The sequence below is a fragment of the Hydrogenophaga sp. 70-12 genome, from assembly GCF_001897365.1.
Lineage (GTDB): Bacteria > Pseudomonadota > Gammaproteobacteria > Burkholderiales > Burkholderiaceae_C > Hydrogenophaga > Hydrogenophaga borbori.
On sequence record NZ_MKSS01000118.1, the window covers coordinates 1 to 16,016 of the forward strand.

The 16,016-nt window shown below is 70.9% G+C and carries 16 protein-coding genes and 1 riboswitch; of the genes, 8 read left to right on the forward strand and 8 right to left on the reverse strand.

Translation table 11 applies throughout. The features are described 5' to 3' along the window. The first annotated feature begins 3 nt into the window (after positions 1-3). Both paaD and BGO22_RS07490 read left to right on the forward strand, forming a co-directional pair. The gene (gene paaD / locus BGO22_RS07485; protein WP_286849847.1) at positions 4-498 is read left to right on the forward strand and encodes a 1,2-phenylacetyl-CoA epoxidase subunit PaaD; all 495 of its coding nucleotides are present in this window, start codon (positions 4-6) and stop codon (positions 496-498) included. Positions 499-500: 2 nt separating this feature from the next. Then, entirely contained in the window at positions 501-1,607 is a 1,107-nt protein-coding gene (locus tag BGO22_RS07490; RefSeq protein ID WP_286849834.1) for a 2Fe-2S iron-sulfur cluster-binding protein, read from the forward strand. Positions 1,608-1,626: 19 nt separating this feature from the next. Here the strand turns inward: BGO22_RS07490 and BGO22_RS07495 are convergent, their stop codons facing one another. From BGO22_RS07495 to ahcY, 4 genes are all read right to left on the reverse strand, one after another. Next, positions 1,627-2,052 (reverse strand): septal ring lytic transglycosylase RlpA family protein, encoded by a 426-nt coding sequence (locus BGO22_RS07495; protein ID WP_502686438.1) that lies wholly within the window; start codon positions 2,050-2,052, stop codon positions 1,627-1,629. Positions 2,053-2,068: 16 nt separating this feature from the next. Beyond that, complete coding sequence (metF, locus tag BGO22_RS07500; RefSeq protein WP_070400392.1) at positions 2,069-2,899, reverse strand: methylenetetrahydrofolate reductase [NAD(P)H]; 831 nt, start codon at positions 2,897-2,899, stop codon at positions 2,069-2,071. Continuing rightward, on the reverse strand, positions 2,896-3,651 hold the full coding sequence (locus tag BGO22_RS07505; RefSeq protein ID WP_286849835.1) for a TlyA family RNA methyltransferase: 756 nt from the start codon (positions 3,649-3,651) through the stop codon (positions 2,896-2,898). Before BGO22_RS07505 ends, metF begins: the two co-directional genes overlap by 4 nt. A 102-nt stretch (positions 3,652-3,753) precedes the next feature. Further along, entirely contained in the window at positions 3,754-5,184 is a 1,431-nt protein-coding gene (gene ahcY / locus BGO22_RS07510) for an adenosylhomocysteinase (protein WP_204744042.1), read from the reverse strand. A gap of 65 nt (positions 5,185-5,249) precedes the next feature. Beyond that, a riboswitch (S-adenosyl-L-homocysteine riboswitch) is annotated at positions 5,250-5,341 on the reverse strand. Between the two features lie 95 nt (positions 5,342-5,436). Between ahcY and BGO22_RS07515 the strand changes: the two genes are divergently transcribed. From BGO22_RS07515 to BGO22_RS07530, 4 genes are all read left to right on the forward strand, one after another. Beyond that, positions 5,437-6,237 carry an HAD-IIB family hydrolase gene (locus BGO22_RS07515; protein ID WP_070400395.1) on the forward strand — a complete coding sequence of 267 codons (801 nt, stop codon included), beginning with the start codon at positions 5,437-5,439 and terminating at the stop codon, positions 6,235-6,237. Next, a complete protein-coding gene (locus BGO22_RS07520; protein ID WP_070400396.1) occupies positions 6,234-7,460 on the forward strand; it encodes an MFS transporter in 1,227 nt (408 codons plus the stop codon). The genes BGO22_RS07515 and BGO22_RS07520 overlap by 4 nt, the downstream gene beginning before the upstream one ends. 129 nt (positions 7,461-7,589) lie before the next feature. Continuing rightward, positions 7,590-8,756: a hypothetical protein gene (locus BGO22_RS07525; protein WP_286849838.1), complete on the forward strand. Its 1,167-nt coding sequence runs from the start codon at positions 7,590-7,592 to the stop codon at positions 8,754-8,756. Positions 8,757-8,843: 87 nt separating this feature from the next. Next, positions 8,844-9,224 carry a hypothetical protein gene (locus BGO22_RS07530; RefSeq protein ID WP_286849840.1) on the forward strand — a complete coding sequence of 127 codons (381 nt, stop codon included), beginning with the start codon at positions 8,844-8,846 and terminating at the stop codon, positions 9,222-9,224. A gap of 58 nt (positions 9,225-9,282) precedes the next feature. Here the strand turns inward: BGO22_RS07530 and BGO22_RS07535 are convergent, their stop codons facing one another. Then, the gene (locus BGO22_RS07535) at positions 9,283-9,624 is read right to left on the reverse strand and encodes a hypothetical protein (RefSeq protein WP_286849841.1); all 342 of its coding nucleotides are present in this window, start codon (positions 9,622-9,624) and stop codon (positions 9,283-9,285) included. 198 nt (positions 9,625-9,822) lie between these two features. Between BGO22_RS07535 and BGO22_RS07540 the strand changes: the two genes are divergently transcribed. Continuing rightward, positions 9,823-10,317, forward strand: coding sequence for a hypothetical protein (locus tag BGO22_RS07540; protein ID WP_286849843.1), 495 nt, complete (start codon positions 9,823-9,825; stop codon positions 10,315-10,317). Between the two features lie 32 nt (positions 10,318-10,349). Here the strand turns inward: BGO22_RS07540 and mdeB are convergent, their stop codons facing one another. Further along, positions 10,350-12,932: an alpha-ketoglutarate dehydrogenase gene (gene mdeB, locus BGO22_RS07545; protein WP_286849845.1), complete on the reverse strand. Its 2,583-nt coding sequence runs from the start codon at positions 12,930-12,932 to the stop codon at positions 10,350-10,352. 111 nt (positions 12,933-13,043) lie between these two features. On the opposite strand from mdeB, the gene BGO22_RS07550 reads away from it, so the two are divergent. Then, on the forward strand, positions 13,044-13,502 hold the full coding sequence (locus BGO22_RS07550) for an Lrp/AsnC family transcriptional regulator (RefSeq protein ID WP_070400402.1): 459 nt from the start codon (positions 13,044-13,046) through the stop codon (positions 13,500-13,502). 19 nt (positions 13,503-13,521) lie between these two features. On the opposite strand, the gene BGO22_RS07555 is transcribed toward BGO22_RS07550, so the two are convergent. Continuing rightward, positions 13,522-14,379: a hypothetical protein gene (locus tag BGO22_RS07555; RefSeq protein WP_286849846.1), complete on the reverse strand. Its 858-nt coding sequence runs from the start codon at positions 14,377-14,379 to the stop codon at positions 13,522-13,524. Positions 14,380-14,555: 176 nt separating this feature from the next. Further along, on the reverse strand, positions 14,556-16,016 hold a 1,461-nt coding region (locus tag BGO22_RS07560), incomplete at its 5' end, for an excinuclease ABC subunit UvrA (protein WP_502686439.1).

A 16,016-nucleotide genomic window follows, 5' to 3' on the forward strand; every position in this document is an offset into this window, starting at 1 on the left:
TCGCTGGACGCCGTGCGCGCGGCCATCGCGCACCTGAGCGACCCCGAGATCCCCGTGGTGAGCCTGGCCGAGCTGGGCATCCTGCGCGAGGTGCGCCTGGGCGGGGACGGCGTGGCCGAGGTCGTCATCACGCCCACCTACAGCGGCTGCCCCGCCATGGGGCAGATCGAGGACGACATCCGCGCCGCGCTGCGCGACAGCGGTATCGCCGCGCGCGTGGTGACGCAGCTCTCGCCCGCCTGGACCACCGACTGGATGGCGCCCGCCGCGCGCGAGAAGCTGCGCGCCTACGGCATCGCGCCACCCAATGGCCGCGCGGCGCAGGCCGGCGCCCAGGTGGTGGGCTTCGCGCGCCGCGCCGCCAGCCAGCCCGTGCCCTGCCCGCGCTGCGGCTCCACCCACACCACACAAACCTCGCCCTTCGGCTCGACCGCGTGCAAGGCGCTTTACCGCTGCCTGGACTGCCTCGAACCCTTCGACCTCTTCAAGCCCTACTGACCATGAGCACCAGTCCCCGCGGATTCGTCGAGCTGCCCGTCGCACGCGTGAGCCCCGAGGCCGCGGGCTCGGTGGCCGTCACCCTGACCGTGCCCGCCGAGCGGCGCGGCGCCTTCGCCTTCGAGCCCGGCCAGTTCCTCACGGTGCGGGCGCTCATCGACGGCCAGGACGTGCGGCGCAGCTACTCCATCAGCAGCCCACGCAGCCTGTACACCCGCAAGGGCGAGCTCACGTTGGGCATCCGCCCGGTGGACGGCGGCGTATTCAGCCACTGGGCCGCCACGCAGCTCAAGGCCGGCGACACGCTGCAGGCCATGCCGCCCGACGGCCGCTTCACCGTGCACCGCCCGCGCGCCCTGCACCGCGTGGGCTTCGCGGCGGGCTCGGGCATCACGCCCATCCTGTCCATCATGACGAGCACGCTGGAGGAATCGCCCACCGCCAAGTTCACGCTGGTCTATGGCAACCGGCGCATGGCCAGCGTGATGTTCAACGAGGCCCTGCAAGACCTGAAGGACCGCTACCGCGACCGGCTCACGCTGATCCACATCCTCTCGCGCCAGGCGCAGGAGGTACCGCTGCTCGAAGGCCGCATCGACGGCGACAAGGTGCGCGCCCTCATCGCCGCCCTGCTGCCCGTGCCCAGCATGGACGAGGTCTTCGTCTGCGGCCCCGAAGCCATGATCGAGGCCACCGAGCAGGCCCTGCTGGGCGCCGGCGTGAAGCCCGAGCGCATCCACACCGAGCGCTTCACCTCGCCCACGCTGGAGGCCCTGCCGCGCGGCGAGCGCGAGCGCGTGCAGCTGGGCCGCGCGCCCCAGGCCGAGGGCGAGGTGGCCCTGACCGTGGTGCTCGACGGCAAACCGCACGAACTGCGCATGGGCCGCGACCAGCGCGTGCTCGACGTGGCGCTGGAGGCCGGCCTGGACCTGCCCTGGTCGTGCCGCGGCGGCGTGTGCTGCACCTGCCGCGCCAAGGTCGTGGAAGGCCAGGTGGAGATGGAAAAGAACTTCACGCTGGAGCCCTGGGAAACCGAACAGGGCTTCGTGCTGAGCTGCCAGGCCCGCCCCACCACCGACCGGGTCGTCGTCAGCTACGACGAGCGCTGAGCGGCCACCGCCGGCCCGCTCAATCGGTGTAGAGCACCACGGGCGCCACGCCCGCGCGGATGAGGCCGATGCGCTCGGCCGCGGCGCGGCTGAGGTCGATCACGCGCCCCGGCGCGAACGGCCCGCGGTCGTTGATGCGCACCACCACCGCCTGCCCCGTGGCCAGGTTCTCCACGCGCACGCGCGTGCCGAACGGCAGGGTCTTGTGCGCGGCGGTGAGTTCGTTCATGTCGAAGACCTCGCCGTTCGCGGTGCGCCGGCCATGGTGCGGCTCGCCGTACCACGAGGCGTTGCCGCGCCCGATCTCGCGCGCCTCGTGCGCGGCCGGACCGCCACCCGACGGCGCGTCCGCGCCCCAGTCCTCGCCCGGCGGCCCGCCGCGGCTCGCGCAGCCCACGAGGGCGACGGCGAGCAGGGCCAGGGCGGCAAGGCGGGTGGGCGTCATGCGGGTCAAGCGGTGATCAGCGGGTGTCGAGGCGGCGCAGGATCTCCAACGTCGCCGCGCTCTGGTTCATCGTGTAGAAGTGCAGGCCCGGCACCCCGCCGCGAAGCAATTGCTCACACAACGACGTGACCACGTCGAGGCCGAAGGACTTGATCGAGGCCGTGTCGTCGCCATAGGCCTGCAGCCGCAGTCGGATCCAGCGCGGGATCTCGGCCCCGCAGGCGTCCGAGAAGCGCATCAGCTGCGTGGAACTGGTGATGGGCATGATGCCGGGCACCACCGGGATGTCGGCGCCCAGGGCGCGCGCCTCCTCGACGAAACGGAAGTACGCGTCGGCGCTGTAGAAGTACTGCGTGATCGCCGAATGCGCGCCGGCGCGGACCTTGGTCGCGTAGGCCTTGAGGTCGGCCTCGGGCGAGCGGGCCTGCGGGTGCACCTCGGGATAGGCCGCCACCTCCAGGTGGAAGTCCTCGCCGGTTTCGGCGCGGATGAAGGCCACGAGGTCGCTCGCGTAGTGGAACTCGCCACCCAGTCCATAGCCGCTGGGCAGGTCGCCGCGCAGCGCCACCAGGCGCTTGACGCCCATGGCCTTGAGCTGCGCCAGCTGCTCGCGCACGCCGGCGCGCGTGGCGCCGATGCACGAGAAGTGCGAGGCCGCGTCCACGCCCTCGGCGAGGATCTCGCGCACGGTGCCGAAGGTGCCCTCCTGCGTGGAGCCGCCAGCGCCGTAGGTGACGGAGCAGAACAGCGGCGCGCGCGCGTAGAGCTGCTGGCGCACGGCGCGCAGCTTCTGCGCGCCCTCGGGCGTCTTGGGCGGGAAGAATTCGAAGCTGATGGGCAGGTTCATGCCGGTTTCCGAATGAAGACGAAGAATTCGCGGTTGCCATCGCCACCGGCGATGGGGCTGTCGAAATAGTCGAGCGGCTCAAGGCCCAGGCCTTGCAGCGCGGTCGTGATGCGCTCGCGCACCCGCGCGTACGACGCGGCGTCCTTCACCAGGCCGCCCTTGCCGATGTCTTCGGGCTGCAGCTCGAACTGCGGCTTCACGAGCACCAGGCCGTGGCCGCCGGGCTTGAGCAGCGGCGCCAGCGCGGGCCACACCAGCGTCTGCGAGATGAAGGACAGGTCGCCGACGATCAGGTCGAAGGGCGGCTCGGCCCCGGCCTCGCGCAGGCGCTGGGCCGTCAATTCGCGCGCGTTGCAGTGCTCGATGGCGATCACCCGCGCATCCCCGCGCAGACGGGTGTTGAGCTGGCCGCTGCCCACGTCCACACCCACCACCTGGGCCGCGCCGCGCTGCAGCAGGCAGTCGGTGAAGCCGCCGGTGCTCTGGCCCACGTCGAGCGCGCGCAGGCCACGCGGCTCGACGCCGGTGTGCGCCAGCGCACCCTCCAGCTTCAGTCCGCCGCGCGAGACATAACGCGCCTCGGCCGCGTCCAGCAGTTCGACCTGGGCGTCCGCGGGCAACTCGTCGCCGTTCTTGGCCACGGGCCGCCAGCCGCCGCCGGCGCGCCAGCGCACACCGGCCGCGATCAGCCGCTGCGCCTGCGAGCGCGACGCCGCCAGACCACGCTCGACGAGAAGTTGATCAGCACGCACGGTGGAGCGCCAAGACCCGAACCGAGGATGCCGCGGAACCGGCTTGGCCGGGCCGCAGGCATCGCCCCCGGAAGGGGGTCGCGCGAAGCGCGGCGGGGGTGATCAATACCGGTACGTGTCCGGCTTGTACGGGCCTTGCTTGGGCACGCCGATGTAGGCGGCCTGCTCGTCGCTCAGCTCGGTCAACTGGGCGCCGACCTTCTTCAGGTGCAGACGCGCCACCTTCTCGTCCAGGTGCTTGGGCAGCACGTAGACCTTGCCCACGTCGTAGCCCTCGGGGTGCGTGAACAGCTCGATCTGTGCGATGGTCTGGTTCGCGAAGCTGGAAGACATCACGAAGCTGGGGTGGCCGGTGCCGCAGCCCAGGTTCACCAGCCGGCCCTTGGCGAGCAGGATGATCTTCTTGCCGTCCGGGAAGATCACGTGATCCACCTGGGGCTTGATCTCTTCCCACTGGCACTTCTCTTCCAGCTTGGCGACCTGGATCTCGTTGTCGAAGTGACCGATGTTGCAGACGATGGCCTGGTCCTTCATGGCGGCCATGTGCTCGAAGGTGATGACGTCGCGGTTGCCGGTGGTGGTGACGAAGATGTCGGCCTTGTCGGCGGCGTATTCCATGGTCACCACGCGGTAGCCTTCCATCGCGGCCTGCAGGGCGTTGATGGGGTCGATCTCGGTCACCCACACCTGGGCGCTCAGCGCGCGCAGCGCCTGGGCCGAGCCCTTGCCCACGTCGCCGTAGCCAGCCACCACGGCCACCTTGCCGGCGATCATCACGTCGGTGGCGCGCTTGATGCCGTCCACCAGCGATTCGCGGCAGCCGTAGAGGTTGTCGAATTTGCTCTTGGTGACCGAGTCGTTGACGTTGATGGCGCGGAACATCAGCGAGCCCTTGGCCGACATTTCCTTCAGGCGGTGCACGCCGGTGGTGGTCTCCTCGGTCACGCCGATGATCTGCGCGCTCTTGCGGCTGTACCAGGTGGCGTCCTCGGCCAGCTTGGCCTTGATGGCCGCGAACAGGATGCGTTCTTCCTCGCTGCCGGGCTTGGCCAGCACCGAGGGGTCTTTCTCGGCCTGCTTGCCCAGGTGCATGAGCAGCGTGGCATCGCCGCCGTCGTCCAGGATCATGTTGGGGCCTTCGCCTTCCGTGCCCTTGGCGCCGAAGTCGAAGATGCGGTGCGTGTAGTCCCAGTAGTCGACCAGGGTCTCGCCCTTGACGGCGAAGACCGGCGTGCCGGCGGCGGCGATGGCGGCGGCCGCGTGGTCCTGGGTGGAGAAGATGTTGCACGAGGCCCAGCGCACCTGCGCGCCCAGGGCTTGCAGCGTCTCGATGAGCACCGCGGTCTGGATGGTCATGTGCAGCGAGCCGGTGATGCGCGCGCCTTTGAGCGGCTGCTTGGCCGCGTACTCCTCGCGGATGGCCATGAGGCCGGGCATCTCGGTCTCGGCGATCTTGATCTCTTTGCGGCCCCAGTCGGCCAGGCCGATGTCGGCGATCACGCAGTCGGCGGCGGGGTTGATTCGTGCATTCATGTGGCGCTCCAAAACGTTGAAAGCCACCGCACAGGAAGGGAGATGAAGGAACCCATCGCACGTGCAGTGGATGAGCGTGGTTGCCGGTTGAAGGGTCCGAGCCTCACGCCCGCGGCCCGCTCGGTGCGGGTGGGGCGCTGCAACGCTCCTCGGATGGGGCGCGATTCTACCCGGCCTCTTTTCTGGCGTGGGGATATCCCCTCCCAGTGGCACCACGCTGGTGCGGCCCCTGTGAGAAACTGCCGCCCCTCCATGCAACCCACCCCGCTGGCCGACTGGCCCCCGCACGAGCGCGCGCGCATCCATGGCGTGCTCACCGACATCGACGACACCCTCACGGCCGAGGGCGCGCTGGCGCCCGAGGCGGGGGCGGCGCTGCACCGCCTGCGCGCGGCCGGCCTGCCGGTGTTCGCCGTCACCGGCCGCCCGGCCGGCTGGAGCGAACCCTTCGCGCTGAGCTGGCCGATCGACGCCATCGTGGCCGAGAACGGCGCCGTGGCGCTGTGGAACGACGGCGGGCGCCTGCACAAGGCCTATGCGCAGGACGCGGCCACCCGCGCCGCGAACCTCACCCGCCTGCGGGCCGCCGCCGCTCGCGTGCTGCGCGAGCTGCCTCAGGCGACCCTGGCCACCGACAGCGCGGGCCGCGAAACCGACATCGCCATCGACCACAGCGAGCACGCGCACCTGGGCGAAGCCGACATTGCGCGCGCGCTCGCCATCCTGCGGGACGAAGGCCTCACCGCCACCGTGAGTTCCATCCATGTCAATGGCTGGATCGGCGCGCACGACAAGCTCAGCGGCGCGCGCTGGATCCTGCGCGAGCGCCTGGGGCGCGACCTCGACGCCGAGATCGATCACTGGGTCTACGTGGGTGACTCCACCAACGACGCCGCCATGTTCGCGCGCTTCCCGCACAGCGTGGGCGTGGCCAACATCGCGCGCTTCTGGGCGCAGCTCGCGCACCACCCGCGCTACGTGGCGCCGCGCGAGCGCGGCCAGGGCTTCGCCGACGTGGCCGAGGCCGTGCTCGCGGCCAGAGGCCAGTCATGAGCGAACTCCCGCTGCCCGCCGGCGGCCGAGCGCCCGCCGCGCCGCCGGCCCACGCCCGCCTGGGCCTGGTCGCCATCTTTGGCGCCACCTTCTTCGAGCTCGTGGGCTACTTCATGCTCACGCCCCTGCTGCTGCTGCGCCTGAAGGACGGCGGCGAGTCCACCGCCCTGGCCGGCGTGTTCGCGGCCAGCGGCTGGTTCGGCATCTTCCTCATGGTGCCCTTCGCCTCGTCCGTCACGCGCGCGCTGGGCAGGCGGCCCACGCTGTGGCTGTCGGCGCTCATTCCCACGCTGGCCACCATGGGCTTCGCGCTCTCGTCCTGGCTGCCGCTGTGGTTCGGGCTCAAGCTCATCGCCGGCATGGCCTCGGGCCTGCGCTGGGTACTGGCCGAGGCCATCGTGGCGGAGTTCGCGCCGCCCGGCCAGCGTGGCCGCTACGTGGGCATCTTCGAAACCCTGGTCGGCGTCACCTTCGTGCTCGGCCCGCTGATGCTGGCCTGGGTGGGGCCGCAGAGCGACACCGCGATCTGGCTGGCCTTCGGCTGCATGGCCATCGGCCTGGCCTGGAGCCTGCTGATCCCGCGCGTGCCGCCCGCGGCCGACGCGCACGAGGCCCGCGTGGGCCTGGGCGGCGTGTGGCACGCACTGACCGCGCACCCGCTGATCATGACGGTGGGCTTCGTCGGCGGCTTCTTCGAAAGCGGGCTCACGTCCATCCTGCCGCTGTATGGCCTGGCCCTGGGCCTGGGCGCGGTGGTCTCGGCCCTGCTGGTCTCGGCCAGCGGGCTGGGCAGTGCGCTCATGATGCTGCCCGCCGGCGTGCTGTCCGACCGCCTGGCGCACCACCCGCGCCAGCGCTGGGGCGACGAGCGCGCCGCGCGGCTCCTGCTCATGCGCGGCTGCGCCTGGATCACGCTGCTCGGCACACTGCTGATCCCCTTCGTCGCGAACACGCCCTGGCTGGCCGCGCCCGTGGCCTTCGTGTGGGGCGGCGCGGGCGGCTGCCTCTACACGCTGGCGATGATCGACATCGGCTCGCGCGAACAGGGCATCACCCTGGTGAACAGCACGGCCGTGCTGGTGATGAGCTACACCCTGGGCGGCGTGCTCGCGCCCGCGCTGGGCGCGGCGGCGCTGCAGTGGTCGCCCACGCTGGGCTTCCCGGCGCTGCTGGTGGGCGTGGCGCTGCTGGGGGTGTTCCTGCTGCGGCGCCAGCCGGCCTGAGCTCGCGCTTCGATCGCACGAAGCGGCCGGGCGGCGCCGCGGTCGGAGAGGCGTCCTTGAGGATTTCGCGCCGCGGCGGCCGCCACCGAGAGGGGTTTTCCACTCCGCAGCGCCACGCGCGCCCTCTCCATGATCCCCCGCTCCAACCCCAAACAATACAAGTTCGATGCCGCGCTGCCCGGCCAGGCCCAGGTGACGCCCCTGCGCCAGGTGGTCGAGGCCGCGGTGACCAAGACCGAAAAAGACCAGCAGCCGCGGGTGCTCTACCTGAAGACCACCGCCCCCTCGTCCGATCGGACCGCGCAGCCTTACATCACCACCAAGTTCGACTCTCGGCACGAAGACCCGCAGATCCGCGCCACGCAGCCCCGCAAGCTCAAGCAGACCCAGCAGCAGGGCGCCACCGCGCAGCTGAAGGACCTGACCACCTTCTGGCTCCAGCTGTCTTCGGCGCCGCGCGACACCCAACGAGCGGCCCGGGATCTCGACAGGCTGTGCACCAGCGACAGCACCCAGGTGTTCGGTCTGCCCTGCACCCCCGAACTGCTGCGGCAACTGAAGCGGATGGAAAGCGGCCAGCGCTCAATGGCATCGACGCCACGGCAGCCGACCGCGCACACGCCCCGATCGAACACGGACCGATCGCCACGGCACCAATCGACGGATGACGAGGAGAGCAGCACCGCCTCACAAACGGCGGTCTCGCTCAGCGAAGAGGGCTCGCCCCCCAACACGGGCGGCACGCCCAGAAAGCCCAAAACCAACCGGGTGGCCCGGCTGCCGGTCAAGCAGGTCGCCCGACAGAACCTGAACCCGATCCGAAAGACGTGCCTGGAGCAACAGCAGCAGAAACGGGAGCAGGCGCTCCTTGAGCTTCAAGACCTCATGTTCCCCCCTGAAAAGCCCATCTCATCGCCCCGCACCCCCGCCAGCGCCCCCGCCCTGCAACTGCCGCTCTTGCCTGTGGGCCGGGACAGGCCATCGGCCATGGGGTCTTCCCGGGAGCCCTCCCCACCAGCCGCCCAGTCGGATCGACCCAAGTCGAACGTCGAGGCCATCCCGGAGGACGGCCTGCGGACCAGCAAGTCCCAGTCGACGCCCACCAGCCCCACCCCGCCCGACCAGCCTCAGCCGACCAGCCCCAGAGCCCCGCTGAAGCAGCAGCGCATGCCACGGCCCAGCCTTCGGGCCAAACAGCCCCCGCCGACACCGCAAGCCACGCCAGGGTCGCCACCGGCGGACCCGGCATCGCCCACCCCGGTGACCCGGCCCGAGCCCCTGCTCGAAGAGCAGTGAGCCCGCGTGCCGCATGGTGACAAGCCCCCATGCGATCCTTGAGGCCGCCGGCCGGGCCCCACGCCCGCCCCGGCCGAAAGGAGTCCCATGCCCATCCCCTGGATCGCCGCGCTGAAGATCATCCCCTGGGGCGACGTGATCGAACACGCGCCCAAGGTGCTCGCGGCCGCGCGCAAGCTGCTCGACAAACAGAAAGCGCCCAGCGCCCCCCCGCCCGTGGGCACGCCCCTGGACCCGGCCGCCGAAACACCCAGCCTGGGCGAACTGCACAAGCGTCTGATCGAAGCGCGCCAGCTCATCGACCAGCAGGCCACCGCCCAGCAGCAGATCGCCCAGACCCTGAGCGAGCTGGCCGAGCAGAACGCGCGCCTGGTGGAAGCGGTGCAGCTGCTGCGCGTGCGCACGCGCTTGCTGATCGGGGTGGCGGTGCTGCTGGCGGTGGGCCTGGGCGTGCTGCTGGCGCGCTGAACGCGGACGCGGCCCCCCTCGCCTCGACCCCGCGGCGAAAAGAGGCGTCGGATGGGCGCTAGGCCAAAGGCCCCCTGGCCGCGGGCCGATCCACCTCGATCGCCGCATCGCAGCCGACGCCGGCGGCGATCCAGCGCCGCGCCAGGCGCCGCAGCAGCGGCGCTGCCCAGGCCCAGCGCGGGCCCAACACCCCTGGCGCGTCGCTGATCGCGCCGCAGCGGTAGAGGCCCGCCGCACCGTCCCAGCGCAGGGCGTCGCAAGCGCCCGTGCGACGGCGCGATATCACGCGTCCCAAGGGGCAGGGCTCGGCCAGGCAGCACACGCCGCAGCCATTGCAGGGCGCGCCCCACGCGGGCTTGGCCGGCGCGGCGGTGTGGATGTGGATGGTTTGCAGGGGCATGGGTGGCGAGGGACGCCGGCCGGCGGCGCTGGCCCCGCATCATCGCGCCTGTTCGACGCTGTGCGCGATGGGCCATCGCCAACAGGCCAACGCGCCCAACGGCCATTCGGCCAGGCCCGGAACCCGGCAGCGGGTCCGAACACTCAGTCCGCACCTTCCTGACTGCCCGGCACCACGCCCGTCCCGACCATGCTCCGAATGTCTTCCGCCGACCGCTGGCACCACAAATGCACCGCGGCCCAGCCCATCACACCCCCGCCAGACAATCGGGCGCCCAGCAAGAAAGAACGGCGGGCCGCAGCCGCCGCCGCCACGTCCTTCAACGTGGTGCTCCAGCATGGGGTCCGCAACAACTACATCTACATCCACCGGTACAAGAAGGGCGGCCTCGAGTACTTTGCCACCAATGCCTGGTCCGCTTACCAGTCCCTGCGGGACGTGTTCAAGCCGGTCAACTACACCCAGGCCCATCGGCAGACACGCGAGCGCGTCGATGCCATGTATGCCATCCTGAGCCGAGACGAAGAGCGCCCCCCGGTCGCCGAGGCCGCCAAGAACGTGTTGAATCTTTTGGCGGCACAGAAGAAGGGCGTGGTCAACACCGCCGAACTGCGCCAGGCCTCCCAGGCGCTCTGCGTGGCCTTGAATGCCGCTTCACCGTCCGGCGATCCGGTGAGCCAAGCGCTGCCTTAGATCAAGATCGGCCAGTTGAACCCGCAAGGCCTTCAGCCCGCCGCCCCTGCGCGCCGCGCCGCCTCGGCGATGCTGGCCGCGTCCACCTGGAAAAACGCGCGCAGCGCCGCGCGCGTGTCGCTGCGGCCGAAGCCGTCGGTGCCCAGGGTGCGGTAGGCCCGGCCGGGCGGCAGCCAGGCGCGCAGCGCCTCGGGCACGGCGCGCACATAGTCGCTGGCGGCCAGCACCGGGCCGGCGGTGTCGGCCAGCATCTGGTGCAACCATGCGTCTCGCCCCTCGGTCTCGGCGGCCTGGGCCTCGCGCGCGAGTTCGCTCCAGCTGGTGATGCTGCACAGGTGCACGCAAAACCCTTGCTGCGCCAGCCGCTCGGCCGCGCCTTGCACCTCGGTGAGGATGGCGCCCGAGCCCAGCAGCGTGAGCGGCGCGCCGTCCACCGGCCCGACGCGGCCGAAGACGTAGCCACCCTTGAGCACGCCCTCGCGCGCCGAGGCTGGCAGGTCGGGCTGGGCGTAGTTCTGGTTCATCAGCGTGAGGTAGTAGAAAACGTCGCGCTGCGCCACCAGCATCTCGCGCAGGCCGGCGTCGACGATGAGCGCCAGCTCGCCAGCGAAGGCCGGGTCGTAGGCCTTGCAGTTGGGGATGGTCGCGGCCACCAGGTGGCTGCTGCCGTCCTGGTGCTGCAGGCCCTCGCCGCCCAGGGTGGTGCGGCCCGAGGTGGCGCCCAGCAGGAAGCCGCGCGCGCGCTGGTCGGCCGCGGCCCAGATGGCGTCGCCCACGCGCTGGAAGCCGAACATCGAGTAGTAGATGTAGAAGGGCAGCATGGCCAGGCCGTGCACGCTGTAGCTGGTGGCCGCGGCCGTCCAGCTGGCGATGGCGCCGGCCTCGCTGATGCCCTCCTCCAGGATCTGCCCGTCCAGCGCCTCGCGGTAGCTCAGCACCGAGCCGATGTCCTCCGGCGCGTAGCGCTGGCCCACGCTGCTGTAGATGCCGACCTGCTTGAACAGGTTGGCCATACCGAAGGTGCGCGCCTCGTCGGCCACGATGGGCACGATGCGCGGGCCCAGCGCGCTGTCCTTGAGCAGGTTGCCCAGCAACCGCACGAAGGCCATGGTGGTGCTCATCTCCTTGCCGCCAGCGTTCAGCGCAAAGCCCGCATAGGCCTCGACAGCGGGCACGGGCACCGGCTGGCACGCGGTCTCGCGCCGCGGCAGGGCGCCGCCCAGGGCGGCGCGGCGTTCGCGCAGGTAGCGCAGCTCGGCGCTGTCTTCGGCCGGCTTGTAGAAGGCCAGGCCCGTGGCCTGCTCGTCGCTCAGCGGTAGCGCGAAGCGGTCGCGAAAGGCCAGCAGCTCGTCGGCGTCGAGCTTCTTCTGGCTGTGCGTGGTCATGCGGCCCTGGCCGGCCGCGCCCATGCCGTAGCCCTTCTTGGTGTGCGCCAGGATCACCGTGGGCTGGCCTCGGTGCGCCACGGCGGCGGCGTAGGCGGCGTGGATCTTCACCAGGTCGTGCCCGCCGCGCTTGAGGCGATCGATCTGCTCGTCGCTCAGGCCCTGCACCAGCGCGGCCAGCGCCGGGTTCTGGCCGAAGAAATTCTCGCGGTTGAAGCGGCCGTCCTTGGCGGCGAAGGTCTGCATCTGGCCGTCCACCGTGTCGCCCAGGGCCTGCGCCAGCGCACCGCCGGGATCGCGCGCGAACAGGCCGTCCCAGTCGCTGCCCCACAGCAGCTTGATGACGTTCCAGCCCGCGCCCGCGAACAGGCGCTCCAGCTCGTCGATGATGCGATCGTTGCCGCGCACCGGGCCGTCCAGCCGCTGCAGGTTGCAGTTGACCACCCACACCAGGTTGTCGAGCGTCTCGCGCGCGGCCAGGGTGAGCGCGCTCATGCTCTCGGGCTCGTCCATCTCGCCGTCGCCGAACACGCCCCACACGGTGCGCCCGCCGGTGTCCAGCAGGCCACGGTGCGCGAGGTAGCGCATGAAGCGCGCGTGGTAGATCGAACTGATGGGGCCGATGCCCATGGAGCCCGTGGGGAACTGCCAGAAGTCGGGCATGAGCCAGGGGTGCGGGTAGCTGGACAGCCCGCGCGCCCCCTGGCCGGGCGCGGCGATCTCCTGGCGGTAGTGCATGAGGTCGCGCTCGCTCAGGCGACCGTCGAGAAAGGCGCGCGCGTACACGCCGGGCGCGCTGTGCGGCTGGAAGAACACCAGGTCGCCGCCGTGCGATTCGCTGCGCGCGCGAAAGAAGTGGTTGAAGCCGGTCTCGAACAGGTCGGCCGCGCTGGCGTAGCTGGCGATGTGCCCGCCCAGCTCGCCATGGGCCTGGTTGGCGCGCACCACCATGGCCAGGGCGTTCCAGCGCATCAGCGAGGCCAGGCGCTCCTCGATGGCGAGGTCGCCCGGGAACGGGGGCTGCTGCTCGGCCGCGATGGTGTTCACATAAGGCGTGTTCAGCCGCGGCCGCCAGCCCACGCGCTCGCGCCGCGCCAACGCCACCAACCCATCGAGCATCTGGCGGGCGCGCGCGGGCCCCTGGGTCTGCAGCAGCGACAGGAAGGCTTCCTGCCACTCGGCGGTTTCCTGCGGGTCCGGGTCCTGGGAGATGAGGTCGTGGGGGTTCATGGCGGGGCACTCTAGCCCCGCAGCCCCGGCATGTGCTGCCGAAAAGCTCGCCACCTGTCCCTGAGACAGAAAATAATGCCGCCATTTCATCAATTGACGGCACAAACCACCATGGACGCCCTTGATCGCCGGATTCTCGACGAGCTGCAACGCGACGGCTCCCTGTCCAACGTGGCCCTGGCCCAGCGCGTAGGCCTCTCGCCCTCGCCCTGCCTGGCGCGCGTGAAGGCGCTGGAGCAATCGGGCGTGATCCGCCAGTACGTGGCCCTGGCCGACGCGGCGCGCCTGGGTTTGGGGCTCAACGTGTTCATCAGCATCAGCCTGACCACGCAGAGCAAGGAGGCCCTGGCGCGTTTCGAGCAGCGCATCGCCGACCTCGACGAGGTGATGGAGTGCTACCTGATGACGGGCGACTCCGACTACCTGCTGCGCGTGGTGGTGCCCGACATCGGCGCGCTGGAGCGCTTCATCCTCGAACGCCTCTCGCCCATGCCCGAGGTGGAAAAAATCCGCTCGGGCTTCGCGCTCAAGCAGGTGCGCTACAAGACCGCGCTGCCGCTGCCGTCCTGACCGCACCGCCGACGAGCGCTCAATGCTCGCGGGTGTCCGCCGTGGGCGTCTCTCCACTGAGGGCCTGACGCTTCTCGACGGGCGGCCCAAGGGCCGGGCTCCGGTCCCTGGGTGTGGCGGCGGGAAGGAATGGGACCGAGGCATCGCCGCTGGTGCGGCGCGAACCTCCGCTACCGTACCGCTTGGCATACGGCGGCGTGCTGGACCCCGGGCGCGCCCGAAGCGGCTCGTCGCGCTCGACCTCCAGCGCGCCCATGCTGTCCGACGACTTGAACCGCACGGTCACGCGCGGCTTGGTCGGCGAGGACCTGCCCGACGAAGGGCGGCTGGCGTCGGGCTGGCGCATGCGCCGGGACACGCTCACGGGCGCATCCTCGACCGGCGGCTCCACCCTGGCGGGGAAGGCGGGGAGCAGGGGCGCGACGCCCTTCTTTTTCTTCGGCGACCCGCTGGTCGGCAGCGGCGGCTCGTGGTGCAGGGTCACGTAGGCCATGTGCAACACCAGCAGGTGCTGGCGCAGCGTCTCCGTGGCCGTCAGCCCGTACTGGCGCGTGTCCTTGGCCTCGCACAGCGACATCAGGCCCTGAGCGGCCTCCTGCACCGCCCAGGACTCATGCGGCGGCACAAGAAACTGGCGGCCGATCTGCTGGGCTTTGTGAATCGCGTTCCAGCGGCAGAGCCTCGTCTGGTGCGGGGTTTCACGGCCGAGGTTTTCCGTGGCGGACCACTTCGGCGCCTTGTCCCTCAGGTAGAGAACCCGCCCTTCCTGCGCTGGCTCAAGCAACACCTGCCCAACGAGCTGCAGCAGGGGAGCAGGATCGTCCTGGATGAGGGCTGCGGTCAGGAAGGCATCCAGATTGGCGGGGTCGGTGGGCAAGGGGCCCTCGGATCGAGGGCGGCGCTGCAGCGCCCCCGCCCCGGCGGACAAGGCCCGGAAACGGTGGCCAATGGACTCTTTTTTTCATGGGCGCGGCTGGAGGTGGACAACCGCACCTGAGTAGCCGGCGGCAGGCGGTCCGCTCCTCAAGAAACCCTGTGCCGGGGCGCAGCCCCTCACCCCCGCGCCAGCACCGGCGCCAACACCCGTCCCGTGTGCGTGCCCGCGGCCACCACGGCCTCGGGCGCGGCGGCGGCCACCACGCGGCCACCGCCGGCGCCCCCCTCGGGGCCCAGGTCGATGATCCAGTCGGCCTCGGCCATGACGTCCAGGTCGTGCTCGATCACCACCACGCTGTGGCCACCGTCCACCAGGCGGTGCAGCACGCGGATCAGCTTCTCCACGTCGGCCATGTGCAGGCCCACCGTGGGTTCGTCCAGCACGTAGAGCGTGTGCGGTGCCTTCTGGCCGCGCCGGCCCACCTCGTCGCGCACCTTGCTCAGTTCGGTGACGAGCTTGATGCGCTGCGCCTCGCCGCCCGACAGGGTGGGCGAGGGCTGGCCCAGCGTGAGGTAGCCCAGGCCCACGTCCTTGAGCAGCTGCAGCGGGTGGGCGATGGCGGGCATCGAGGCGAAGAACTCCACCGCCTCGTCCACCTCCATCTGCAGCACGTCGCCGATGCTCTTGCCCTTCCAGGTGACGGCCAGGGTCTCGGGGTTGAAGCGCGCGCCGTGGCAGGTTTCGCAGGGCACCTTCACGTCGGGCAGGAAGCTCATCTCGATGGTGCGCACGCCCTGGCCTTCGCAGCTGGGGCAGCGGCCTTCGCCGGTGTTGAAGCTGAAGCGGCCCGGACCGTAGCCGCGCGCCTTGGCCTCCAGGGTATCGGCGAAGAGCTTGCGCACCGTGTCCCAGAAACCGATGTAGGTGGCCGGGCAGGAGCGCGGCGTCTTGCCGATGGGTGTCTGGTCCACCTCGAGCACACGGTCCACGGCCTCGCTGCCGATCAGGCGTTCGCAGCCCGACCAGGCGGGCCGCTCGCCCTTCTCCCAGGCCTTCTTGCCGGCCGCCGTGGCGCGCAGGGACACCGCCGCCGCGACGTTGGTGAGCAGCACGTCGCGCGCGAGCGTGCTCTTGCCGGAACCGCTCACGCCGGTGACCACTACGAGGCGCTTGAGCGGCACCTTCACGTCGAGCCGCTGCAGGTTGTGCAGCGCGGCGCCGCGCAGGTCGAGCGCGTCCATGTCCGCCGGCATGGCGCGGCGCGCCTGCAGCGGGTGCTTCATGGCGTGCAGCAGGTAGCGGCCGGTCACCGATTCGGGGTTGGCCGACAGGTCCGCCACCGAGCCCTGCGCCACCACGCGCCCGCCGCGCTTGCCGGCGCTGGGGCCGATGTCGATGACGTGGTCGGCGCGGCGGATGGTGTCCTCGTCGTGCTCCACCACCACCAGGGTGTTGCCCTGGTGGCCGAGCTGGTGCAGCGCGTCGAGCAGGATCTGGTTGTCGCGCGGGTGCAGGCCGATGGTGGGCTCGTCGAGCACGTAGCACACGCCCTGCAAATGGCTGCCGAGCTGGGCCGCCAGGCGGATGCGCTGCGCCTCGCCGCCGCTGAGCGTGGGCGCGCCACGGTCCAGGGTGAG

Coding starts and splice junctions, on each gene's coding strand:
- BGO22_RS07495 (WP_502686438.1), bottom strand. CDS start 2,052: ATGACGCCCACCCGCCTTGCCGCCCTGGCCCTGCTCGCCGTCGCCCTC.
- BGO22_RS07550 (WP_070400402.1), top strand. CDS start 13,044: ATGGACGCCCTTGATCGCCGGATTCTCGACGAGCTGCAACGCGACGGC.
- BGO22_RS07520 (WP_070400396.1), top strand. CDS start 6,234: ATGAGCGAACTCCCGCTGCCCGCCGGCGGCCGAGCGCCCGCCGCGCCG.
- mdeB (WP_286849845.1), bottom strand. CDS start 12,932: ATGAACCCCCACGACCTCATCTCCCAGGACCCGGACCCGCAGGAAACC.
- BGO22_RS07530 (WP_286849840.1), top strand. CDS start 8,844: ATGCCCATCCCCTGGATCGCCGCGCTGAAGATCATCCCCTGGGGCGAC.
- BGO22_RS07535 (WP_286849841.1), bottom strand. CDS start 9,624: ATGCCCCTGCAAACCATCCACATCCACACCGCCGCGCCGGCCAAGCCC.
- BGO22_RS07515 (WP_070400395.1), top strand. CDS start 5,437: ATGCAACCCACCCCGCTGGCCGACTGGCCCCCGCACGAGCGCGCGCGC.
- BGO22_RS07490 (WP_286849834.1), top strand. CDS start 501: ATGAGCACCAGTCCCCGCGGATTCGTCGAGCTGCCCGTCGCACGCGTG.
- BGO22_RS07540 (WP_286849843.1), top strand. CDS start 9,823: ATGTCTTCCGCCGACCGCTGGCACCACAAATGCACCGCGGCCCAGCCC.
- BGO22_RS07525 (WP_286849838.1), top strand. CDS start 7,590: ATGATCCCCCGCTCCAACCCCAAACAATACAAGTTCGATGCCGCGCTG.
- ahcY (WP_204744042.1), bottom strand. CDS start 5,184: ATGAATGCACGAATCAACCCCGCCGCCGACTGCGTGATCGCCGACATC.
- metF (WP_070400392.1), bottom strand. CDS start 2,899: ATGAACCTGCCCATCAGCTTCGAATTCTTCCCGCCCAAGACGCCCGAG.